Origin of the sequence: Haloarcula quadrata, from assembly GCF_003634715.1 — an archaeon.
Taxonomy (GTDB): Archaea; Halobacteriota; Halobacteria; order Halobacteriales; family Haloarculaceae; genus Haloarcula; species Haloarcula marismortui.
This window is the reverse complement of the sequence record NZ_RBWW01000001.1, coordinates 3,199,949-3,220,616: the sequence shown is the minus strand read 5'-3', so window position 1 is coordinate 3,220,616 and position 20,668 is coordinate 3,199,949. Positions and strand designations below refer to the sequence as shown.

Below are 20,668 nucleotides of genomic sequence, written 5' to 3'. Positions count from 1 at the left end.
GTGCCGGAGAATTCGGTATTTTGATTCAGAACTGCACTATCTCCGAAATGCTTTGTATGCATTCTGTACAGCCTTCAGAGGGCTACTCTGATATAGTAGCAACAATAAAGTAATAAGTAGAATTACTGTCAGTAGAGCAGCTTGGTTGGTAATATTATCTAGCTGGAGAGCGGCTGCAATGGCCTGAACTATTGCAGTGAACCCTAAAACAAGCGTGAAAAGTGCAACACTCTCGTTCGTCTCTTGATTCTCAATGGCTATCTGTCGTTCGTGGGCTACGTTGAAGCCCTTTTCAGTCAATTTATACCACACAACGCCCTCTAAACTGGTAGCTGGTCTAGCTCCTACATCTCCTGCATCCACAGATTCAACAAGACCAGAGCGAAGAAGCATATTCAGGGCAGCCGCATCTTCATTTGAATGGATTTGGTAGTTTATTATATTATGATCGTCAGGAAGACGCTCATACGATACATCTTCTAAGTATTCGTTATACATCCACCCATTATTTTGTAAGAAAATATTCAAAAGCTTAGACCACTTTGGCTGATCCATCACTATTTAAAAATTCTGTATCACATGAAAACTTTTCGTAGGACAACATCAATCTTCAGTTCACTGCTCGAGATGGACCATGCCCGAGAACCCGGCATTCTGGTGCAACTGCGCTCTATTTGACCCCTGCTGACCCCCGAGTTGACCGAAAAAACTAGATGTTTTGCAATAGAACTGGGGAACGAGTGCATGAGGCTGAAGGACTACGACAACGACGACGGGAAGCGAGTGTGGCTGTCGGACGACGAACTGACGCGATTCATCGAGCAGGCTGAGACGCCACACCAGCGACTCGCGTTCCTGCTCGCCGGTCGGGTCGGACTCCGGCGCTCGGAAATCATCGAGGTGTGTCCGCAAGACCTCGTCGACGGACCGACCGGCGACCACATCCGAGTCTGGGAGAGCTACGCGAAGCGGGACAAGTACCGAGAGCCGCCGGTCCCACAGGAAGTCGTCACCATCGCGGAGACGCTGGCGTACCAGCAGGACGACGACGAGCCGCTGCTGGACGTGGCTGGGTCAACTGTGTACCGCTGGGTCCGGCGTGCAGCTGACGCACTGGAAGAGGAAACCGGCGACAGGGGTTGGCAGTATCTCGACGTTCACGATCTCCGGCGGACGTGGGGCACGTACTTACTGGAACAGGGCGTGATCCCCTCGGTCGTGATGTCCTTCGGGGGCTGGGAGGACTGGGATACGTTCAGGAAGCACTACCTCGGAGAGTTCAGCCCGGAGGCAATTCGACGAGAGCGCGGGAAGGTCGACTTCCTCGAGGGCGGCGACGAGAGCGCGGAAGTGGTACATCCAGGTACGATGTTGCCGGCCTCTCACCATACAGCGGACTAATTCTCTCAGTCACCGAAAGAGATACCAACCTCTTGTACACAACGTATACATATGAGTACTATCCGCGTCACCGACGAAGTGAAAGAACGACTACGTGACCTGAAGCGGGACGACGAAAGCTTCAACGACCTGCTGGACCGCCTCAGTCGAAGCGAGAAAGACGTAGAAGCAATAGCTGAGTCACTGCCCTCTGTCGACGAGAAAGATATCGAGGAAATGGATGAAGCCCGCAAACGTCTGAATGAATCGTTGGAGGACCGCCGGTAAATGATCGTCCTCGACCGAGATATTTTGGTCAAACTCCGAAATTCTGAGGAAGCGGTGGTTGAGCATCTGAAGCAGTACCGCACCGACGAATGGACGATCCCCTCTCACGTCGCATGGGAGTCGTTTCAGCGCCACGACAGCAGGAGCGATATGCTTCAAGAGCAACAGCATCTCCGGTCAAGTCTTGACCGGATACTCCCGTTCACGTCGGACACCGCGCTCGAAGCCGCCTATCTCGATGAGAAACTACAGTCCCAAGGCGTGACTCTCGACTCCGCGGACCTCCTGAATCTGGCTACCGCACACACCGAGGGTGGCACCTTCATCACCCACAACAAGAATGATTTCGACAAGGACCCTCTTCTAGAACTTACCGACGTGGACGTGGTGATGACTGAATGACGACAACGCTCCAAGTGACAATCTCGATGATGCCAGAGACATACGACTCGCTGGAAGACTCGAAACCGGATGACCTTACAATGGATGCTTATATTCGTTCTCTGCTCCGGAAAGAAGCGGGGAATCCGTTAGATGACTGAGTTAGTACGATCACCATTACGTACGTTCCAGATTCGATGCCGTAATCTTTCACAGGACTGGTCGTCTAACATATCATACGGCAGGTTTTTACGATAGAGAAAGCTTGTATTCCTGAATTTGAAGTTCTCTGTTTGTATCGATGAAAGGTCAGCAATGTGCGGCTGCTCGCCTAGTGGAACATTGGTTCATACTACTATAGACGAATTGTGAACTTCACGCCTGCCTCCACCCAGTCTGGTGGTGTTGCATACCGGTCCTCGAAGACCTTACTCGGGGTTGGTCGTGGGTAATGGCTTGCATCGAGTTCGCCTTTCAGATACAGGATTCCCTCGCTCGTCAGGTCGTATAGATCACCACTGACGGGTGCAAGCAGTCCAGCGTACTGGAGCCACCTGCACCTGTCGCGAATATAGCCGGAAGAGACATCGAATCCACGTTCTCGTGAGAGGATGCTTGGTGATGCAAACCCATTCTCACGAATCCACTCCATGATACGCTCGTCTATCTGATTCATCCAGGAAGCCGACTTCTTTCCGATCATCAGTTACACCTGTTCGTGGTTCTCACCAGCGGAGGGGCCACTGTCCCCGTGCGACTCGATTTCATCTGGCCTATCTTCAGACGTGTCTATTTCACCGTCTAAGTACTTCTCACCGCGTTCAGAGATAGTATAGACACCATTTCCCAAATCGTTCAATAGACCGTGTTCAACCAGTTTTCTACAGCGCTTGGAGATGTATCCCCGTGAGTAGCGGACATATCCGCTGTCTGCCATCACTTTCGGGCTTCCAGAGCCTTCGTTTCTGATGAACTCTAAGATTCTGTCGTCTGCCAAGACCATCCAGCCACCGGAATATCGCATCTTGGTTAATTATCAACACCGGGCGTGATTATAGCAGTGAATCGCTCTTATTAGATATTTACGCTCTAATGCCAACTTCCGTAATCTATATGAACGCAGCGTTATTTGATAACTAACGCAATGGTGCGCAAAAGCCTCTCTGTGTCCATCTCACTACCACGGTGGATGGACGACAAGATTGCTGAACAGGCCGATGAACACGGTGTAAGCTATTCTGAGTACGTTCGTGAGATTGTCCGCGACCACCACAGCACGCCTTTCGACGGTGTGGATGAACCTGTGGTATGCCGGGACGAGAACGGTGAAGTGAACGAGAACGTCGAGGGGGCCGCCTAAACTATGTCCAGTAGCTCACAGGCCCCCACGTCTGGAGACGAGTCGGACGGTCAAGAGACTGACGACGACGCGGAGGACGGCCCATGAACGACGAGAAGATCGACCCTGAGGACCTGCCGCTGCATCCGGAGTACACGCCGGCGATGGTCCAGATTCAGGGTCAGGGCGTCGTCTACGTCGCGGACTACCAGACGCTCGAAAGCGGCTGGGTACGTCTCACCGAGTGGCGTGACCGCCGCGTCAAACTCCCGCCGCACAAGATCGAGGCAATTCGAGAAGTGCGGACGGAGTACTACGACGCTGGCACGGACGGCGAGTACGCGAAGGCGAAGCGCGTGGCCCACGACGAGCAGCGAGAGGAAGCCAGCGCTGACGACTCCGGCGGCAAGGTGGTGGTTGCGGATGACTGACGCCTACAGCCTCACAGTCGAGCTTACTCGCGGCGGTGACAGCAACAACCGCGACAAGATGAAGGCGAAGGTCTCGGCTGACAGCGTCGAGGAACTGCGCGAGAAGGTCGAAGCGGTCCGCAGCGAGATGCAGGAGTGGGCCGACGATTTCCGTAACATCCAGCCGCAGGTTCGTCGTCAGCTCCCCGACGACCAGAGCGAACTGAGTGAGTTAGAGGCATGACGCGCGGCGGTAGACGGCGGGGCGACCCCACAGAGCTATCTCCCCGCGAGGCTTGCCAGCGCTACCTTCGACGCCGTCGGTCAGACTCGACGGAGAAGAGCGTTCACGGCTGGGAGTACCGGCTGAAGCTCTTCGTCGAGTGGTGCGACTCTGTCGGTATAGAGACAGTCGGGGAACTGCGTGGCTACGATCTCGACGAGTACTACGAAATGCGGAGCGCGGAGATCGCGCCGGCCACGCTCGAAGGAGAGATGTGGACGCTGAAGATGCTCTTCGAGTTCCTCGAAGACCTCGAAGCGGTCGATCAAGATCTATCAGAGAAAATCCGCATTCCTGACCTTGACCCAGAGGACCGGTCAAACGATACGAAACTTGCTGCCGACAAAGCGGCCGCACTGCTGTCTTATTACCGTGAGAGCGACAGAGACTACGGAACTCGGCAACACGCGTTCCTTGAACTCGCGTGGAACACTGGCGCTCGACAGGGCGGCCTGCGGGCCTTGGACCTGCGGGACACGGAGCTGGGAAGTAGCCCCTACGTCGAGTTCCGCCACCGACCGGAGACGGACACCCCGCTGAAGAACAAGCGCCGCGGTGAGCGTCCGGTGGCGCTTCCGAGAGAGACGGCCGACGCGCTGGAGGCGTACATCAACGGCCGTCGGTACGATGTGCGGGACGAGCATGGCCGTCAGCCGCTGCTGGCGAGCGCGAGTGGACGGCCGACGACCAACACCATTCGAGTGTGGAGCTACCTCGCCACGCTCCCGTGCAGCTACGGGATGTGCCCTCACGAGAAGGACATCGAGAAGTGCGACTGGAACGAGTACGCCCACGCCAGCAAGTGCCCGTCGAGCCGGTCCCCGCATCAGATTCGGACGGGTTCGATTACGTGGCACCTAAACCGAGGATGGCCGCCGGAAGACGTAGCGGAGCGCGTCAATTCCTCGGTGAGTACTATCGAAGACCACTACGACAAGGCAGACCCCGAACAGCGGCGGCGACGGCTTCGCAACCGGATGGAGGACCGCCGCCGACCACTCATCAACGAACTGGAGTTCACCCAATGACACCAACTGACCCATCAGCGACGATTCGACAGCGCACCGAGTATGAGCATCCTACGAAATCGGTTAGTTCCGCGTCGCGCCGGCCCATTTTTCCAACGCAATTACTAGATAACGACAGTACCGTCCTCTGCTATTCCGCTCAACAGTCGGTCTGGCCGCGAGATACCTGATAGGCCTGGCCGCGGAACCGGAACCGACGTGTGTCTACATTGTGGCCAATGCCGTTGTTCACGACTCGCTCGTCGGTCTCGACGACGACGCGGTCGACATCATCGGTCAGGAACGGCAAGGCATTGCGGAGACCACCGGGGCGGCTGGCGAACCGAGCGCTTGCCATCACCTGTTCGGCGAGAACCCGCTCGCTCGCGCTGTCGGTGCGAGTCAGCGAGAACGTCGCGTCGGCTGGCCGTTCGCCGTCGCCGTGGCGACCAGTCGTCACCGTGACGGTATCGCTGTCTCGGGCTGTCGACACCCCGTCGATCGGCGTCACCGCAGCGCTGTCGCCAACCAGTTTGACCAGGGCACCACTTTCGGTCGTCGCGTGCCCGTAGCCGGCAACGATAGCGTATTCGCCGCCGCCGAGGTAGCCCTGCGTGAGGCCATCGCAGGTGCAGTCGTCGGTGCTGCACCCGACTGCCTGCCCGTTGAACGCCCGGAGGCCCCACTGGTCCCGGCCGCCCGGTTTCAGGATACGACAGTCGGCGGTGTGGACTCCTGGCGCGATGTGGAACCACTCGCCGCCGACGAGTTTGTAGAGGTCCCAGTGGCCACACTGCAGTCGCCCGTGGCTGTTGTTGACCGTCTCGAAGCCGACTTGCGTATCAAGCTCCGCGCGCTCGGCACTGGGCCGAACAAAGGCTGGGGTCGTCTTCTCTGCGTCGTGGAACCACTGGACGCTGCCGTCGCCGGAGAGTGGTGGGAGCGAGCGGCCGGCGAACCGGGAGTCGGTTTCCGGGCCGGGACTCCGCGTATCCCAGACGGTGACCGAGAGCGTCTCACTCTGGCCGCGAAACTCGTAGGTCCCGGTCGGCCGCCCGGATTGTCCCGGCTCGCCGACGAGCGCATACTCCAGTCGGACCCACTCATCGGGAGCCAGCCGGTACGTCTCTGGCATCCACGGACCGAGTTCGTCGACGCGCCAGTACCCCTCGTCCGTTCGCCCGAGCGAGGGGACTCGGTCGGCGAGTTCGTTGTTGTCCGTGGGTGCGAGATGGAGTCGGGATTCGTGGTCGGAACCGCGTGGCTGTCTGCTGTGCGTCTGCCCGACACCCGGAAGCAACTCGATTCTGAACGTGTTCTCGAACTCGTTGCCGTTCTGGAGCCAGCCGCGAAGCGTGACCGGATGGGCGTCGGTCGCCGTCTGGTCGAACCAGAGTCCGACTCGCCCCCTGTCGTCCGTGTGGAGTCCTGGCGAACTGAGGGCGTAGGTTCGCGGCCCGGTTTCCAGTCCGATGACGGTCGTCGGATTGTCTGGTCGCAGCGGGCTACCGGTGTCCGCCGACCTCTTTGTCCCGCTGTCGTTCGCATCGGTTACTGACTGCGTCGGGCGCGGAGCGGGCGTTACGTCGGCAGTCTCGTCTGAGCCGAGGGTCCCGAACGAACAGCCGGCGAGCCCGGCCAGCGCACCTGGGACTGACGCGAGGAGGGCACGTCTGCGCATGGGCAGCGATTCGTCGCTCCCGGTAAACCCTTTCTGGACGCTCAGACGGGGTTTGTAGCGTTCTTGGAACTCAATTTGAGATGGAGCCGCCTGACTGCGTCTCTATAGCCCCGACTTTTCGGATTCGGGCTGTCACCCTTCCGCGAACATCTCAACGACACGGTCTAGGTCGGGCGACAGTTCCTGCATCACGTCTGTCGTCGTGAGAATACCGACGCCGTCGGCCTGTCCGTCGACTACGAGTCGCTTGATGCTGTGCTCGACCATCGTATCGATGGCTTCCTCTAGCGGGGCACCGGGGTCAATCGTCTTGACCGGCGTCGTCATCAGATCACCAACTGGCGTCGTATCTGGGTCCATCCCATCGCGGAGGCCGGCGATAATGTCCGTTTTCGTGAGTATGCCTCGTCCATACTCGGTTTCGACGATGACAGACCCGACCGCTTCGGACGCAAGGAGCTTCGAAACGTCGCGGACGGCAAGCTCCCGGTCGACGGTCTTCACTGGCTTGGTCATCACCTGCTCGACCGGTGTGTCAAGTGAATTCATAGCACTAGTTAGCAAACACACATAATAAGTCATTTGACTCCCGCAACCGGTGCTGACGTGGCCTTACCAGTCAAAGTCTTCGTGAATCGCCAGTCCCTCCTCGTGACATATCGGCCCGGCGACGTCGGTGATGCCGGCGAGGATTTCACCGGAGCGGACGGACTCCTCGTGGCCGCTGAACTCACCCATCTCGTCGCTGCCGACGCTGTACACGACTCGGCCGAGGCCAGCGTACCGGAGCCCGCCGGCACACATCGGGCACGGCTCGGTGCTCGTGTACATCACTGTCTCTGCCCGCTCGTCCGGGTCAAACTCCTGCATTGCTCGGTGCGCCAGCTGGAGTTCCGGATGGCGGCGCACGTCCGATTCAGTGAGGACGCGGTTCGATGCCTCCATCACAACCTCGTTGTCACGAACGAGTACCGACCCGAAGGGCCGGTCGCCGCGGTTGACAGCGGTCCGGGCCAGCTCGAAGGCGCGTTGCATGTGCGTTTCGTGGTCGAATTCGTCGAACTCTGACACAGGCATACCATCGCTTTGACCCGCAATCGGAAGTAGGCACGGCGGGGGAGAGCTTGGGGTCGTGACCGCGAACTGACGGCGGTTAGACCGTTCCCAACACTGCCGACACCGCGTTTCCCACACTCAACCACGCGACGGTTCAGTCTGCGACACGTTGGTCGCTCAGGGCCACATCTGTCCCGCGTTGGCACATGCCAGAGCGTATGCCTGTCGGCTCACAAACACGAACTATGCTGCGGACCGCAATCGTCGGCCTGGGCGATGTCGCACACTGGCATAAGGCCGCAATTGAGACGACTCCCGGTGCAGTCCTGACTGCGGTCGCCGATATCGATTCACAGCGAGCCGAGCGCGTCGCTGCCGCATGGGACGTGTCTGGGTACACCGACCTGCAGCGGCTGGTGGCGTCCGAAGCGGTCGACTGGGTCCACGTCTGTACGCCGCTGCAGACCCACTTCGACCTCGCGATGGCCTGTATCGACGCGTCGGTCCACGTGCTAGTCGAGAAACCCTTCGTCGCCACCAGAGCGGAGTTCGAACGGCTTACCGCTGCTGCAGACCGGGCTGGCGTTCGGGCGACAGTCGTCCATAACCAGGTGTACTACCGGCCGCTACAGACCGCACTTCAGCGTATCAAGCGTGGCGACCTCGGGCGACTCCACAGCGTCGCCGTTCACTGGGCGGAGGACATCGACCCGGCGGTTCCGGGCCGCGGGGACTGGGTGCTCGACCTCCCCGGCGGCGAGTTCGGTGAGGGCATCGTTCATCCAATATACGTCGGGTTGCGCGCGGCGGGCTATCCCGCGGACGACGCCTCGGTCGCCATCCAACAGTGTAACACGGCCGCAGACGGGGTTGCGTTCGATGGCATCGCCGTCTCGTTCGTGACGGCCGAGGATGTCACCTGTACAATACAGCACCACTCGAACGTGCCTGACCGCCGTCGCGTCGTTTTTACCGCGGAGTGCGGACACCTCACCGTCGACATCGGGACACAATCGCTCCGGTACCACCGCCACGGCTACGGCCCCAACTCGCCGTACGACCTGCCGATGCTTGCCGGGGCGCTCACCGACCTGCGAAACGCGGCCCGTACGACCGCCAGCGCAGTCCGTGAGACAGTCAAGACGCGGCTCTCGTCGTCGTACTCGACCCACGACACACATACGCCGGTCGTCCGTCGCGAAGCACGGGCAATCGAACACGGCGGTGAGGGGCCGACGCCGCGAGCGGAGGCCGACTGGGCCAACCGGCTGTTCACCTCGGTTGCCGAACTGTGAGTCCTGCGTCCGGGTGGTTCGTTGTCCGGATCTGGCCGCGTGTCGTTCGGCTGTCGATGCACGTAAGTCGCCGACCAGCCTCGAACCGGTATGCGTCAGTTCGTCATCATCGGTCACGACGCCCCGACGACGCCGGAGTTCTCGCTCGACGATCTGGCCGGCGCTGCCGGCCGGCTCGACGTGCTCTGTCGGTGTGTCACCAGCGCGTTCTTTTTGAGCCATGCCATCCGGGAAGACGTGCGGGTCCACCTGATTCTGGGCGACGAGTACACCGTTACGTTCGAGGGGAGCGACCTCCGCCGGCTGAACCCGGATGAACGGTCCACAGCGGCACTGATACGGAAGGCACTAGAAGAGCGCGAAGAAGCTATCGGCCACATCCCGGTCGAAACCTCGCCGGGCGTGTCGCTCACGCGACGGGGATTCGAAGGGACGCTCGACGACGTGGCGCGCCGCGGAACCGTCGTCCAGTTGCACGAGGACGGCGACCCCATCGTCGGCGTTGCACCCCCGTCGGACCCAGTGTTCGTCCTCTCGGATCATCACGACTTCCGAGACGAGGAAGCGGCGCTGCTGGCCGACCGTGCGGACGAGCGCGTCTCGCTTGGGCCGAAGGCCCTCCACGCAGACCATTCGATCACGGTCGCGCACAATTATCTGGACACGGCGGGGTTCGAACGGTACTGACGGGGCACGTTTGGAGACTGCCAGAAGGGTTTTCCTCCGCGGTTCGCTGAAATGGTGTATGGAATTATTGGGTTCGGAGACAGCGACGGGTCGCGCTGTCCGACGACGCACCGAAGCGATGAGGGACCGATGACTGACCGGGATGGACTGTCCCGTCGTGCGGTTCTGCAGACGGTTGCCGGGACCGGCCTTGCGTCCGTCGCCGGCTGTTCGGCGTTCGAAAGCGAAAGCGACGACGCGGCCTCGACAGTTGAGGGCGAACGCGCCGCAGAACTCGCCCGACGGTTTGCACCGACGCTGTACTTCGACCGGGCGGAGCCGTGGTTCCCGACGGACCCGCGGCCGTACACAAGCGAGCAGGACGGGGACACCGTCGTCGACGGGTTCGACGCGTTCAACGGGTATCACGAGCGGATGGCCGACGGAGAGCCGCCAGACCCGACGGCGTTCTACAACGTGGTCGAGTACGAGAACTCGCCGCTTGCCGTCGTCCAGTTCTGGTTCTACTCGGCCTTTGACCAGTTCACAACGAACTTTCACTGGCACGACTGGGAGGTCCTGCACGTGTTCGTCGACACGGGGAGGGCGACCCGCAACTGTACGTCGCCAGCTCCCACTCCCGGAAGGTGCCCAACAACGAGTTCCTCGACCCGGACCCAGAGATGGTGCCGCGCATCCTCTCGGAACTGGGCTCACACTCCAGCGCGCTGTCGGTCAACGACGTTCGCGACCGGTTCACTCGGCTGCCGGAGGGAGACCGGTTCGCGGATATCACGAACAGCGCGGTCGAAACCATCGAGGACCTCGCGGAGATTCCTGTCGCCTATGGGCTCCCGCGCGACGAGGGCTCGCGACTTCCCTATCTCGTCCCGGAGTACGAGGGCGCACCGCTGTACGAACACGAGCGGCTCCCGTCGGTCAGCCGTGAGGAGCTCATCTCGGAGCCGCTCACCGTCCGTTCGTTCGATAGCCTCACCGAACCGCCGTCGGACCTGCCGACGCGGGAGACGGGGCTCGTCTTCCAGCACACCGACCGGGGCGACGGTGACCCAGACATCGAGTACGACCTCGTGCCGAGCAGCGAACTGGAACATATCGCTGATTTCACCGGCCCGCAGTTGAGCTTCGAGTTCGCCGTGCCTGAGTTCGCCGAGGACGCCGTCTCAGGCCACATCACGACGACTGGTGCGCCCTGGAACCAGCCCCGCTACGAGAACCCCGCCGCGGATATCTCCGAACCGAACCACCGGGCGGCGCTGGCCGAGCGCTACGACGCCATCGGCGCGCCGGCGGAGATACGGACCATCGTTGCCAGCCTTTCGGAAGCTGTCTCGAACGACGACGCCCCCGACAACGAAGGGCTCACGACCGAGGACACCACCGTCGAGTCTGTCGCCCTGCTGGAGAGCGACCCCGAGGCCGTCCCGACTTTTTCAGGTCTGGCTGTCGTTCAGGACGTGCCAGCGGGCGAACACCGGTTCACCGTCAACGGGGCCGGCGTCGCGCCACACAGTGAGACGGTGTCGGTCCCTGAAACGAGCGAGGCCGACGGGCCGACTAGAGCCGGTGTCGACGGCGAGGTCCCGCTCGTCGCTCGGGAAAACGCCACTCGTCTCGAAGTCGATCCCGCTGGAGCCGATAGTGACCTCACCGACCTCGCCGTCGAGGACGACTTCGCTGGTCGACTGTACGACGCCCCGCTCGCCGAACCCGACGCTGTGTACGTCCACGGCGGCGGCGCGTATACGACGGAGGTCCGGGACCGCGACGACGAGATAGGTGCATTCCGGGTGAACCCGGACCCCGAGGCCGACACTGCCGCAACAATCGATGAGCCCCGAACTGGCAAGGCCTCGCTGGCGTCGTTCCTCGCCGACATCGCCGAGGAGACGCGCCAATCGGTGCTCGACGAAATGGACGATGACGGCGATTCTGACGATGATGACGGTACTTCCGGGAGTAGCGGCGGCTCCGGGAACGCTATCCAGGGCCTCGAACGAGCGCTCGCCGCTGTCGTTGAAGCCGCCGAGCGAGCAACGGAACGCGCCGAGGCCGGTGACCGCGGAAACGCTGACAAGCAACTTCAGGCCGTCGCTGACCGGCTCCGGCGCGTCGCGACCAGAATCGAGGATGCAAGCGACGCTCTCTCGGACCCGCTGTCGAACGCGGCCCGACGACGCCTCGAACAGGCAGATCGACGGACTGAGCAGGCACAGGCCGCTGACAAGCTGTGAGTGCTCGTGCTATCCTCAGAGCCCGCCCCACCGGGCCAACCCGCCGGCGACGAGGACCAGTCCCCCAGCGATGAACGTTCCGGGGACCGGGAGGACGAACAGTACAATACCGAGCAGGATGACGATTGTCGATACTCTCATTCCACCTCTACAGAGTGCGCCATCTCGCATCCGTCCGGTGCCTGCATTTGCGTGGACCCGTGTTGACTTTGCCGGTGGGGACCACACTCCCAGTATGGACGAGGAACTCGCCTGGGAGACGCTTGATGCAGAGACCGCATACGCCTGTCCGGGGTTTGATGTCGTCCGTGAGGATGTCCGCTTCCCTGACGGCACGGAGGGTGCGTTCGATTACGTGCAGCACGGTGAGAGCGTCATCGTGCTCCCGTTTACCGCCGACGGCGACGTGGTCGTTATCGAGGAGTGGCGACAACCAATCCGTCGAATCAACTACGGTCTGCCTGCCGGAACGATGGAAGACGAGGACGACGACCCAACCGTCGCCGCCGCTCGCGAACTCCGCGAGGAAACGGGCTACGAGGCAGATACGTTCGACCATCTCTACACGGGCGAACCGGCTAACGGCAACACTGATTATGTGTTCCATTACTACGTCGCACGCGGCTGTGAGGCGGCGGCCGACCAGAACCTCGACCACAACGAATCGATTCGGGTCGACACTGCCGACTTCGATTCGCTGATCCAGTCGGTGCGCGACGGCACGCTCCGTGACAGTCGGTCTGCCGTAGGTATCATGTACTATGCCCTGTTCGAGCGCTGAACTGACGACAGCTTGAAATCATGTGGAGTGGTACCAGCAAACACATGGCCCCGATTGCACTCGACGAACAGACGGAACGCCGGCTCGATAAACTGCGCGCGGCTGTCCGCCGTCGGACCGGTCAGCCGATTTCGCGGGCGGAACTGCTCGAACGGCTTGTCGAGGACGCCTACGGGTCCCGCGACGAGGTGGTTGCTATGTTCCGAACCTCACAGACGTACGTCGCTGACGAGGACTCCGGGACCGTCCACCGGCCCGAGCGGAAACTGGTGCCCGGCGGAGCGGAACAGCCCGACGAATAGCGGCGCTGTGCCGGCCGGCGCGCCGTTCGGCCCCACCGTCGTTCTCGGCTTCCGCCAGTGACGAACGGCCAGCCACGGGGGAACACAACCCTTAGGCGCGCCCACCGACGACGACGTGTAATGACGAATTTCGAGGTCCGCCAGTACGACGCCGCGGGCCGGCTGGGCGAGCTAACGGTGCCACGGGCCGGCGTCACCGTTGAGACGCCGACTATTCTGCCGGTGGTCAATCCCCACGTCCAGACGGTTGCACCGGCAACGTTGGCGTCGGAGTTCGGGGCGGAGATACTCATCACGAACAGCTACATCCTGCACGGCTCCGATGACCTCCGTGAGCCTGTGTTAGAGCAAGGCCTCCACGACCTGCTTGGGTTCGACGGGGCTATCATGACCGACTCCGGGTCCTTCCAGCTCGCCGAGTACGGCGACATCGACGTGACCACTGAGGAGATTTTGGAGTTCCAACACGAGATCGGCTCCGATATCGGCACGCCGGTGGACATCCCGACGCCGCCGGACGTGGACCGCGAGCGGGCGACCGAGGAACTCAAAACGACACAGGAACGGCTCGAACACGCTGCTACCGTCGACACCGGCGAGATGCTCGTCAGTGCGCCGGTTCAGGGCGCGACGTATCCGGACCTGCGGGAGCGCGCCGCTGCAGATGCCGTCTCGACCGGACTTGATGTGTTCCCGCTAGGAGCCGTCGTCCCGCTGATGAACGAGTACCGCTACGCTGACCTCGCGGATGTGGTCGCGGCCTGCAAGCGCGGGCTGGGGGAGGTCGGCCCGGTCCACCTGTTCGGTGCGGGCCATCCGATGATGTTCGCGATGGCGGCGGCGCTTGGCTGTGACCTGTTCGATTCGGCGGCGTACGCGCTGTATGCCCGCGACGACCGCTATCTCACGGTGCAGGGGACGGAACTGCTCGACGAACTGAGCTACTTCCCGTGTCACTGCCCGGTCTGTACCGACCACACGCCGGCGGAACTCGATGCGATGGACGCCGACGCACGCGAGGAACTGCTCGCGCGGCACAACCTCCACGTCACCTACGGCGAAATCCGGACGGTCAAGCAGGCGATTCGCTCGGGCAACCTCATGGAACTGGTCGACAGCCGCGCCCGTGGTCATCCGGAGATGCTCGACGGCTACCGCGCCTTGCTCGACCACTCAGAGCAACTCGAACGCACCGACCCCGTCTCGAAGGACGCGTTCTTCTACACCTCGACTGAAAGCGCCCGCCGGCCCGAGGTCCGACGCCATCAGGACCGACTGGAGCGCCTCCCGGTCGAGGGCGAGGAAGTGCTGCTGACGGAAGGCAGTTCCAGTGCACAGTATGACGAGAGCTGGGGCGTCCTGCCCCCGTTCGGTCCGTACCCGCGCGAACTCGCTGACACCTATCCGCTGACCGCGGAAACGCCGGACCGGACCGACCGGGCTGCCTACGAGGCCGCGGCTACAGGAGTCCGACGACTGGTCGAACTCCACCCCGACGTGTCCTTTACCCTGGTCCACGACGACTGGCCAGCAACGGCACTTGACCGCGTGCCTGAGGGCGTTCGCCTGCGAGACCTGCACGCCCGCGACTGATCCGTTTTAATCTTCTCGCCGCCGGTCAGACTGTCGGCACATCCACGTCCACATCGGCAGCCTCACGCCACGAACGGGTCGGCTCCCAACCCAGCCGTTCCGTGGCCTTGGCTGTCGAGTACGCCGCGGCGTCCCCTTCGACTGTACAGTCGTCCGGCACACGACCGTAGTGGTCGCGCATAAGTTCGACCAGCGGTCGGCCCAGCGCGTTGTCGGGGCCGACGCAGTTGAACGTCTCATGCCCCGCAACATCTGCGGTGAGCGCGGCCTCGACGAGGTCGGCTACGTCTCGTACGTCAACGTACGACCAGTAGTTGCCCGCGCCAGCCGCGAGGTCGTCAACGTAGTCCTCTGACCGACAGGGGTACTCCCCGGGAATCTGTATCCACGACGGGCGGATTGACGCCACAGAGATGCCGTCCCGGCGGGCAATCGTCTTCCCGATTTCCTCGGTAACGACCTTTGAGAGCCCGTAGTCGTCCTCGGGCCTGCGTGCGTGCTTTTCCGTAATCGGGAGTTCATCTGGCACGGGGGTCTCCTCGGCGAAAAAGAAGCCGTACGCACCATCAGATGAGCCCTGCACCACGTCAGCGCCGACACGGCCAGCCGCCGAGAGGACGTTGTGTGCCGCCAGCGTATTGTTCTGGAACAGGTCTACACCGGGATGGTTCCCAGCTACCGGAATCGCCGCCCAGTGGACCACTGCATCCGGGTCGATGGCGGTGAGCGTGTCGAAGACGCCCCCGGCGTCTGTCAGATCGAGCGCCTGATACTCAACAGCCGGCTGACCCTCGTCATCGGGGAGACGGCGGTCAAGCACTGTTACGTCGTGCGGTCCGGCGAGACGGTCGACGATCCAGCGCCCGGAACTCCCCCGGCCGCCGGTCACGACAACATTCATACCGGACTTAGAGCCGCTGGCATCCAAAACGTGGCGGTGTGACTGCGTCTCCGGAAACAACGCTGTTACAGGTCAAGCCGGAACCGCTCGCCGTGCGTGAACGTTGTCCAGCCGAGGATGCGTTCGTCCCGATGTGGCCGGTCAGGGTTGTCAATTGCCGCCTGCTGGGCTGAGACGTACGTCGGGACGTTCTTCACTGGCTGTCCGCTCTGCTTGAGCGCTTTCAGATACGTATCTTTCTTGTAGTACGAGTAGGCCACCTCGTACAGCGAGGACGCGGCTTCCTGCTTTCTGGCGGGGAAGCCGTCACTGTTGACAAACCGGTCGGGGTCCCCTTCACCCATCGCCTCCCAGGCCTCTGGGTCGGCCACGTATGGCGCGTGGGCGTCGAGAATCCGCTCGATAGCACCCCTGTCACCGTCGAATTTCTTGTACTCGTACAGTGTGGGGCCGTCGAGTCTCTCGGCGTAGAGTCGGCTGAGTTCCGCGGCGGTGATCAGTGCCTTCGCCGCATACAGCGAGTACGCCAGACTCGACGCACGAATGATTTCGTTTTCCAGCAGGCCGTCCTCGCGGAGTTGGGTGAAGCCGTCTTCGCGGTTCCGTTGGATGGCATCACGGAAGCGGTCCCAATCTCGGAGATACACTGAGCCGGCGGCGTGGGTCATCTCCTGCCAGTTGAAGATGTTCTGTTGCCCCATCGCGGTCGGAATGTTGTGGCCCACGTCGTCGAGGAACGTCCGGACCCACTCCTGCAGGTCGGCCTCCGCGCCGACACTATCGTCGCTCCACGCCTCGTGGCCCCGAACGAGTTCCGCGCCCCACCACATTTTCGGGAGCGTGATGAACTGCTCGATGCTGTTCGTTTTTACAGGAGCCATATAGGTCTCCGACCGCAGGAACCAGTGGTCCAGCAGTTCGACGGCCTTCTCGGCGTATTGATCCGCACCGGTGTACTGGTAGGCGAGGCCGAGGTCCCGGAGCCGGTCCCCCGTCCTGATCGCGGCAACGTAGTCCTTGCGTTCCGCGGGGTCTTCAGGTCCTTTCGTTTTGAACTCGTGGCCGTCGCCGTTGTCCGTGACACTCTCGGGGTCCGCTGCCATCGCGTCGCGGACATCACTCATGAAGGCCTCGTGGGCCCCCGTCCACGGGCTGTCGCCGTTCTCAACACGAGACTGTATCGCGGCCAGCGTATCGAGATGGACGAACATTGCGGCCCTGTTTTTAGTTGGTGGCTCCGATACCTGTTCTGTTGGTGACCCCGATACCTGTTCCGTTGGTGTCGGCTCCGTCTCATCTGACACGGCCCTCGCACCCGAGTCCCCCGAGGAGAGGCCGGTCGAACAGCCCCCTAGCGCTACGGCTGTCCCCGAGAGAGCGAGCAACACGTCTCGTCGTGTCTGTCGCTGCACGAGTCGTCTGTCATCCCCGATGGATTTAGTTAGGACCTAGCTAATCAGCGAATAGCGGCTTGTTTGCGATAATCATGGTCACATAACTCCCGATCAGGATGCCGTTTGCTGGATTTGAACGGCTTTTTGCTCGCGGGGTCGTGCTGGCCCAAAGGCAAGATAGTTGGTCGCGCGCGGCTGACGCCATTGCATGACCGACTACTTCGAGGTCCACGAGCGCGACAGCGCCGCGCGAGTGGGTGAGTTGCGCCTCGCCGACTCCGTGACGACGCCAGCGCTGGTCGACGACGTGGACACTGAGACGCCGGGCGACTGCCGACACGTCCTTGCTGACGCCGGAAGCCGCTGGTCTACCGAGCGAGACGCTCCCGACGGCGACGACTCGTTGCTCACTGTCTTGCCCCACCGCGGACTCCCCGCCGGCACGCCGGACGAAGTCGCCGAGGCTTTCGCCGTCGACTATCCGGATGTCGAGTTCCCAAGTGCGGCCGTTGTTTCCCCTGATACCGCGACCAACCACGGCAGCGACGCCTACGTTCTCGCTGGTGCGCCCGGCTATGTCGGGCACGCGTCGGCGTTCGTCGATGCCGTTACGACCGTCCGTGAGGCAATTCCCGCGGACACCGCGCTCTATCTGCCCGGCGTTGCAACGCCGCGAAACGTCGCAACGCTCGTCTATGCCGGTGTCGACCTCGTGGACCCCGACCGCGCCGTCATCCGTGGGACTGAGGGGCGGTATCTCACGACCGACGAGGCGTACTTCCTTGAAGACCTCGACGAACTCCCGTGTGCGTGTCCGGCCTGCCAGCAGCCACGCGCGGAGTTCGACCGCGAGGACTGCGCTGAACACAACGTCAACGCGCTCGCCGCGGAACTCCGACGCGTCCGCCGCCGGATTCGTGACGGTCGCCTCCGTGACTACGTCGAGGGTCAGGCCAGACAGGACAACTGGCTCACCGCGACGTTCCGACGGCTGGACCAGGGGTACGGCTATCTGGAGGAGCGAACGCCGCTCATCCGGCGGGCCGACCTCTCGGCGGCCAGTGACGACTCGCTCCGGCGGGTCGAAATCCAGCGCTTCGCCGAGCGCGTCACCGACCGCTACGTCCCCCGCTTTGACGACCGCCCGCTCGTGCTGGTCCCGTGCTCGGCACGGAAACCCTACAGCGACTCACAGAGCCACAAACAGTACCACGACGCTATCAAGTGGCGCGCCCACGTCGTCTCGATGACCTCGCCCATCGGTGTTGTTCCGCAAGAACTCGAACTCACTTACCCCGCACAGCACTACGACTCCGTGGTCACGGGCGACTGGACCGCCACTGAAATCGAGTTCGTCAGCCGCGTGCTCGAACGCTATTTAGAAGGCACTGACTACCCGGAGATTATTGCCCACGTTCCCGGCGAAGGCTACCGCGACATCTGCGAGCGCGTGGCCGATTCGCTGGACCGGGAGTTCACCTACACGGTCACCGACCACCCAACGACGGCGGATTCGCTGGGGAACCTCGCCGCCGAACTGGAGGGCTGGGACCGCTATCCGAAACGCGAGCGCGAACACAACACTATCCGCGCCGTTGCTGACTACCAGTTCGGCGAAGGCGCGGGTGACGAACTGTTCGACGACCTGTCGACGCAGGGGCGGTATCCGCAACTGCGCGCCGACGACGCTGACGGGGAGCAACTGGCGGCGCTCGCCCAGCAGTACGGCGTGCTCTCGCTGACCACCGCCGGCGCGCGCCGCTGGGTCGAGAGCGACGTACCGACGAAAACCGTCGAAATCGAGCCGTTCGTCCCTCACGGCTCGGTGCTTGCGCCGGGGATCACGGACGCCAGCGACGACATCCGCGTCGGCGATGACGTGGTGATTAAGGGTGATGCGGCCTTCGGCGTCGGTCGCGCCCAGATGAGCGGCCCGGAGATGCGGTCCTCGACGCGCGGTATTGCCGTCCAGATGCGACACGTCGACGAGCAGTAACAGGGTCCGCTGGGATTCGTTCCGAATCGGCTACCGGCTTCCCTGACCGTCCGACTTATTTGCGCACCGGGAAAACCGCCAGTATGGACGTGTCGGGGTTCCGCCGCTACCTCCCTGCAATCGGGTTTTCCCTGTTGGTACTGGTCACATCACTGCTTCCGGTTCCAGAAGGGGCGGGCGAGCAGGTCCCCGCACTTCTCGGTTTCGCGCTGGATAAGTGGGTGCACGCGGCGAGTTACGGCACGTTGGCGGTGCTGCTCGCGTGGGGCCGGCAGGCCCGCGATGTGACGACGGTTGCAGCACTCGTGATTGTCTCCCTTTGCTACGGGGCCGGGGTCGAACTCCTGCAGGCGCTCGTCCCGTCACGCGGTGTAAGTGGCGCTGACTTCGTGGCCAACGCTGTTGGGGCTGTTCTGGCCGGACTGGCGTGGCTCGCGGCCTACCGTTCTGACGCCCTTTCAGACCGAACCGACCCACAATCCCGGCAGTAACGAAGCTGCTTTACGCGCTCATCGGCTACCTCGCCCCAATGAGCAAGCCCAGTCCTGAAGTCTACGAGGAGGGCAAGGGCATGGACGCCCACAACTCCGTGATGCGTGACATCCGGTCGCGCAACGACTCGACCTATGACCCTCGCGAGCCGACCCGCGTGTGGCTCGACGAGGACAACACCCCGGACGGCGTCTACCAGAGCCTGACTATCATCCTGAACACCGGCGGCTGTCGGTGGGCACGTGCCGGCGGCTGTACGATGTGTGGCTACGTCGCCGAGAGCGTTGAAGGAGGGAGTGTCGCCCATGAAGACCTCATGGCACAGATTCAACACTGTCTGGACCACGAAAGCGAGAACAGCGACGAGCAGAGCGGCCTCATCAAGATTTACACCTCCGGGAGCTTCCTCGACGAGCGCGAAGTCCCGGCGGAAACGCGTCAGGCTATCGCCGAAACCTTCGCCGACCGTGAGCGCATCGTCGTCGAGTCACTGCCGGACTTCATCGACGAGGAGACCGTCGGCGACTTCGTCGACGTAGGTCTGGAGACGGACGTGGCGGTGGGTCTGGAGACGGCGACCGACCGCGTCCGCCACGATTGCGTGAACAAGTACTTCGACTTTGCCGACTTCGAGGCGGCCTCCGAGGCGGCGCAGGCCGCCGGTGCCGGCGTCAAGGCGTACCTCCTGATGAAGCCGCCGTTCCTCTCCGAAGCCGAGGCCGTCAAGGATATGAAGCGGTCGGTGCGACGCTGTGCGGCCGTCGACGGCTGTCACACCGTCTCGATGAACCCCTGTAACGTCCAGCGATACACGATGGTCGAGGAGCTGTACCACGACGGCGGCTACCGACCGCCGTGGCTCTGGTCGGTCGCCGACGTGCTGGAGTCGACCGCCGATGAGGACGTCATCGTCGTCTCGGACCCGGTCGGCCACGGCAGCGACCGCGGCCCGCACAACTGCGGCGAGTGTGACGACAAGGTCCAGCGCGCTATCAAGGACTTCGACCTCCGGCAGGACCCGTCGGTGTTCGAGCAGGTGAGCTGCGAGTGCGAGGCGACGTGGGACGCTGTCATCGAACGCGAGCGCAGCTACTCGCTCCCGCTCGCTCGATAGGCCTTCGAGCCGACAGAAACCGTGTGATGGCCTGTCGACCAACGCTTATCCGTC

24 protein-coding genes and 1 pseudogene are annotated in these 20,668 nt (G+C 62.3%); 16 read left to right on the top strand and 9 right to left on the bottom strand.

The features are described 5' to 3' along the window. Positions 1-36: 36 nt before the first annotated feature. Positions 37-555 carry a hypothetical protein gene (locus tag BDK61_RS16660; RefSeq protein WP_121303817.1) on the bottom strand — a complete coding sequence of 173 codons (519 nt, stop codon included), beginning with the start codon at positions 553-555 and terminating at the stop codon, positions 37-39. A 189-nt stretch (positions 556-744) separates the two neighbouring features. Here BDK61_RS16660 and BDK61_RS16655 point away from each other — a divergent pair, with 189 nt between their 5' ends. Genes BDK61_RS16655 through BDK61_RS16645 form a run of 3 tightly spaced genes read left to right on the top strand, consistent with a single transcriptional unit; the run spans position 745 to position 2,070 of the window. Continuing rightward, on the top strand, positions 745-1,401 hold the full coding sequence (locus tag BDK61_RS16655) for a site-specific integrase (RefSeq protein ID WP_121303816.1): 657 nt from the start codon (positions 745-747) through the stop codon (positions 1,399-1,401). Positions 1,402-1,452: 51 nt separating this feature from the next. After that, on the top strand, positions 1,453-1,668 hold the full coding sequence (locus BDK61_RS16650) for a DUF7557 family protein (RefSeq protein ID WP_121303815.1): 216 nt from the start codon (positions 1,453-1,455) through the stop codon (positions 1,666-1,668). Continuing rightward, positions 1,669-2,070, top strand: coding sequence for a type II toxin-antitoxin system VapC family toxin (locus tag BDK61_RS16645; protein ID WP_121303814.1), 402 nt, complete (start codon positions 1,669-1,671; stop codon positions 2,068-2,070). A gap of 334 nt (positions 2,071-2,404) precedes the next feature. Here the strand turns inward: BDK61_RS16645 and BDK61_RS16640 are convergent, their stop codons facing one another. Both BDK61_RS16640 and BDK61_RS16635 read right to left on the bottom strand, forming a co-directional pair. Then, complete coding sequence (locus tag BDK61_RS16640) at positions 2,405-2,752, bottom strand: hypothetical protein (RefSeq protein ID WP_244209821.1); 348 nt, start codon at positions 2,750-2,752, stop codon at positions 2,405-2,407. Positions 2,753-2,755: 3 nt separating this feature from the next. After that, entirely contained in the window at positions 2,756-3,073 is a 318-nt protein-coding gene (locus BDK61_RS16635) for a helix-turn-helix domain-containing protein (RefSeq protein WP_121303813.1), read from the bottom strand. A 120-nt stretch (positions 3,074-3,193) separates the two neighbouring features. On the opposite strand from BDK61_RS16635, the gene BDK61_RS16630 reads away from it, so the two are divergent. The 4 genes from BDK61_RS16630 to BDK61_RS16615 all read left to right on the top strand — a co-directional run bounded on the left by BDK61_RS16630 (position 3,194) and on the right by BDK61_RS16615 (position 5,109). Then, entirely contained in the window at positions 3,194-3,409 is a 216-nt protein-coding gene (locus tag BDK61_RS16630; protein ID WP_255410415.1) for a ribbon-helix-helix protein, CopG family, read from the top strand. 83 nt (positions 3,410-3,492) lie between these two features. Next, complete coding sequence (locus tag BDK61_RS16625) at positions 3,493-3,819, top strand: hypothetical protein (RefSeq protein WP_121303811.1); 327 nt, start codon at positions 3,493-3,495, stop codon at positions 3,817-3,819. Next, entirely contained in the window at positions 3,812-4,042 is a 231-nt protein-coding gene (locus tag BDK61_RS16620) for a DUF7389 domain-containing protein (RefSeq protein ID WP_004964236.1), read from the top strand. Before BDK61_RS16625 ends, BDK61_RS16620 begins: the two co-directional genes overlap by 8 nt. Then, positions 4,039-5,109, top strand: a complete 1,071-nt coding sequence (locus BDK61_RS16615) for a tyrosine-type recombinase/integrase (protein ID WP_121303810.1) — start codon at positions 4,039-4,041, stop codon at positions 5,107-5,109. The genes BDK61_RS16620 and BDK61_RS16615 overlap by 4 nt, the downstream gene beginning before the upstream one ends. A 139-nt stretch (positions 5,110-5,248) precedes the next feature. Here the strand turns inward: BDK61_RS16615 and BDK61_RS16610 are convergent, their stop codons facing one another. The 3 genes from BDK61_RS16610 to BDK61_RS16600 form a co-directional block, all read right to left on the bottom strand. Next, a complete protein-coding gene (locus tag BDK61_RS16610; RefSeq protein ID WP_121303809.1) occupies positions 5,249-6,769 on the bottom strand; it encodes a hypothetical protein in 1,521 nt (506 codons plus the stop codon). 132 nt (positions 6,770-6,901) lie between these two features. Next, positions 6,902-7,318 carry a CBS domain-containing protein gene (locus BDK61_RS16605; protein ID WP_121303808.1) on the bottom strand — a complete coding sequence of 139 codons (417 nt, stop codon included), beginning with the start codon at positions 7,316-7,318 and terminating at the stop codon, positions 6,902-6,904. 63 nt (positions 7,319-7,381) lie between these two features. Next, positions 7,382-7,846 carry a nucleoside deaminase gene (locus BDK61_RS16600; protein WP_004964226.1) on the bottom strand — a complete coding sequence of 155 codons (465 nt, stop codon included), beginning with the start codon at positions 7,844-7,846 and terminating at the stop codon, positions 7,382-7,384. A gap of 224 nt (positions 7,847-8,070) precedes the next feature. Between BDK61_RS16600 and BDK61_RS16595 the strand changes: the two genes are divergently transcribed. From BDK61_RS16595 to BDK61_RS16585, 3 genes and pseudogenes are all read left to right on the top strand, one after another. Further along, complete coding sequence (locus BDK61_RS16595; RefSeq protein WP_121303807.1) at positions 8,071-9,120, top strand: Gfo/Idh/MocA family protein; 1,050 nt, start codon at positions 8,071-8,073, stop codon at positions 9,118-9,120. Positions 9,121-9,210: 90 nt separating this feature from the next. Then, positions 9,211-9,807 carry a tRNA (pseudouridine(54)-N(1))-methyltransferase TrmY gene (gene trmY / locus BDK61_RS16590; RefSeq protein ID WP_004964221.1) on the top strand — a complete coding sequence of 199 codons (597 nt, stop codon included), beginning with the start codon at positions 9,211-9,213 and terminating at the stop codon, positions 9,805-9,807. Positions 9,808-9,936: 129 nt separating this feature from the next. Beyond that, positions 9,937-12,041 (top strand): annotated as a pseudogene (locus tag BDK61_RS16585) (hypothetical protein). Between the two features lie 15 nt (positions 12,042-12,056). Here BDK61_RS16585 and BDK61_RS24250 read toward each other — a convergent pair. Continuing rightward, entirely contained in the window at positions 12,057-12,182 is a 126-nt protein-coding gene (locus tag BDK61_RS24250; protein WP_193790551.1) for a transporter, read from the bottom strand. A gap of 94 nt (positions 12,183-12,276) precedes the next feature. Between BDK61_RS24250 and BDK61_RS16580 the strand changes: the two genes are divergently transcribed. The 3 genes from BDK61_RS16580 to tgtA all read left to right on the top strand — a co-directional run bounded on the left by BDK61_RS16580 (position 12,277) and on the right by tgtA (position 14,717). Continuing rightward, positions 12,277-12,822: an NUDIX hydrolase gene (locus tag BDK61_RS16580; RefSeq protein ID WP_121303806.1), complete on the top strand. Its 546-nt coding sequence runs from the start codon at positions 12,277-12,279 to the stop codon at positions 12,820-12,822. Between the two features lie 44 nt (positions 12,823-12,866). Continuing rightward, the gene (locus BDK61_RS16575) at positions 12,867-13,124 is read left to right on the top strand and encodes a hypothetical protein (protein ID WP_007189160.1); all 258 of its coding nucleotides are present in this window, start codon (positions 12,867-12,869) and stop codon (positions 13,122-13,124) included. 120 nt (positions 13,125-13,244) lie between these two features. Then, positions 13,245-14,717 (top strand): tRNA guanosine(15) transglycosylase TgtA, encoded by a 1,473-nt coding sequence (gene tgtA, locus BDK61_RS16570; RefSeq protein ID WP_004964214.1) that lies wholly within the window; start codon positions 13,245-13,247, stop codon positions 14,715-14,717. A 25-nt stretch (positions 14,718-14,742) separates the two neighbouring features. Here the strand turns inward: tgtA and BDK61_RS16565 are convergent, their stop codons facing one another. Then, positions 14,743-15,618, bottom strand: coding sequence for an NAD-dependent epimerase/dehydratase family protein (locus BDK61_RS16565; RefSeq protein WP_004964211.1), 876 nt, complete (start codon positions 15,616-15,618; stop codon positions 14,743-14,745). Positions 15,619-15,683: 65 nt separating this feature from the next. Beyond that, positions 15,684-16,829 carry an alginate lyase family protein gene (locus tag BDK61_RS16560; protein WP_208644687.1) on the bottom strand — a complete coding sequence of 382 codons (1,146 nt, stop codon included), beginning with the start codon at positions 16,827-16,829 and terminating at the stop codon, positions 15,684-15,686. Positions 16,830-17,220: 391 nt separating this feature from the next. On the opposite strand from BDK61_RS16560, the gene arcS reads away from it, so the two are divergent. The 3 genes from arcS (at position 17,221) to BDK61_RS16545 (ending at position 20,614) form a co-directional block, all read left to right on the top strand. Then, on the top strand, positions 17,221-19,008 hold the full coding sequence (gene arcS / locus BDK61_RS16555; protein ID WP_121303804.1) for an archaeosine synthase subunit alpha: 1,788 nt from the start codon (positions 17,221-17,223) through the stop codon (positions 19,006-19,008). An 83-nt stretch (positions 19,009-19,091) separates the two neighbouring features. Beyond that, on the top strand, positions 19,092-19,499 hold the full coding sequence (locus BDK61_RS16550) for a VanZ family protein (protein WP_007189155.1): 408 nt from the start codon (positions 19,092-19,094) through the stop codon (positions 19,497-19,499). Between the two features lie 38 nt (positions 19,500-19,537). Next, a complete protein-coding gene (locus BDK61_RS16545; RefSeq protein ID WP_121303803.1) occupies positions 19,538-20,614 on the top strand; it encodes an archaeosine biosynthesis radical SAM protein RaSEA in 1,077 nt (358 codons plus the stop codon). Positions 20,615-20,668 lie beyond the last annotated feature (54 nt).

Coding starts and splice junctions, on each gene's coding strand:
- BDK61_RS16630 (WP_255410415.1), top strand. CDS start 3,194: ATGGTGCGCAAAAGCCTCTCTGTGTCCATCTCACTACCACGGTGGATG.
- arcS (WP_121303804.1), top strand. CDS start 17,221: ATGACCGACTACTTCGAGGTCCACGAGCGCGACAGCGCCGCGCGAGTG.
- BDK61_RS24250 (WP_193790551.1), bottom strand. CDS start 12,182: ATGAGAGTATCGACAATCGTCATCCTGCTCGGTATTGTACTGTTCGTC.
- BDK61_RS16615 (WP_121303810.1), top strand. CDS start 4,039: ATGACGCGCGGCGGTAGACGGCGGGGCGACCCCACAGAGCTATCTCCC.
- BDK61_RS16560 (WP_208644687.1), bottom strand. CDS start 16,829: ATGTTCGTCCATCTCGATACGCTGGCCGCGATACAGTCTCGTGTTGAG.
- BDK61_RS16565 (WP_004964211.1), bottom strand. CDS start 15,618: ATGAATGTTGTCGTGACCGGCGGCCGGGGGAGTTCCGGGCGCTGGATC.
- BDK61_RS16550 (WP_007189155.1), top strand. CDS start 19,092: ATGGACGTGTCGGGGTTCCGCCGCTACCTCCCTGCAATCGGGTTTTCC.
- BDK61_RS16625 (WP_121303811.1), top strand. CDS start 3,493: ATGAACGACGAGAAGATCGACCCTGAGGACCTGCCGCTGCATCCGGAG.
- BDK61_RS16610 (WP_121303809.1), bottom strand. CDS start 6,769: ATGCGCAGACGTGCCCTCCTCGCGTCAGTCCCAGGTGCGCTGGCCGGG.
- BDK61_RS16660 (WP_121303817.1), bottom strand. CDS start 555: ATGGATCAGCCAAAGTGGTCTAAGCTTTTGAATATTTTCTTACAAAAT.
- BDK61_RS16640 (WP_244209821.1), bottom strand. CDS start 2,752: ATGATCGGAAAGAAGTCGGCTTCCTGGATGAATCAGATAGACGAGCGT.
- BDK61_RS16595 (WP_121303807.1), top strand. CDS start 8,071: ATGCTGCGGACCGCAATCGTCGGCCTGGGCGATGTCGCACACTGGCAT.
- BDK61_RS16620 (WP_004964236.1), top strand. CDS start 3,812: ATGACTGACGCCTACAGCCTCACAGTCGAGCTTACTCGCGGCGGTGAC.
- trmY (WP_004964221.1), top strand. CDS start 9,211: ATGCGTCAGTTCGTCATCATCGGTCACGACGCCCCGACGACGCCGGAG.
- BDK61_RS16600 (WP_004964226.1), bottom strand. CDS start 7,846: ATGCCTGTGTCAGAGTTCGACGAATTCGACCACGAAACGCACATGCAA.
- BDK61_RS16650 (WP_121303815.1), top strand. CDS start 1,453: ATGAGTACTATCCGCGTCACCGACGAAGTGAAAGAACGACTACGTGAC.
- BDK61_RS16635 (WP_121303813.1), bottom strand. CDS start 3,073: ATGCGATATTCCGGTGGCTGGATGGTCTTGGCAGACGACAGAATCTTA.
- BDK61_RS16580 (WP_121303806.1), top strand. CDS start 12,277: ATGGACGAGGAACTCGCCTGGGAGACGCTTGATGCAGAGACCGCATAC.
- tgtA (WP_004964214.1), top strand. CDS start 13,245: ATGACGAATTTCGAGGTCCGCCAGTACGACGCCGCGGGCCGGCTGGGC.
- BDK61_RS16545 (WP_121303803.1), top strand. CDS start 19,538: ATGAGCAAGCCCAGTCCTGAAGTCTACGAGGAGGGCAAGGGCATGGAC.
- BDK61_RS16575 (WP_007189160.1), top strand. CDS start 12,867: ATGGCCCCGATTGCACTCGACGAACAGACGGAACGCCGGCTCGATAAA.
- BDK61_RS16605 (WP_121303808.1), bottom strand. CDS start 7,318: ATGAATTCACTTGACACACCGGTCGAGCAGGTGATGACCAAGCCAGTG.
- BDK61_RS16645 (WP_121303814.1), top strand. CDS start 1,669: ATGATCGTCCTCGACCGAGATATTTTGGTCAAACTCCGAAATTCTGAG.
- BDK61_RS16655 (WP_121303816.1), top strand. CDS start 745: ATGAGGCTGAAGGACTACGACAACGACGACGGGAAGCGAGTGTGGCTG.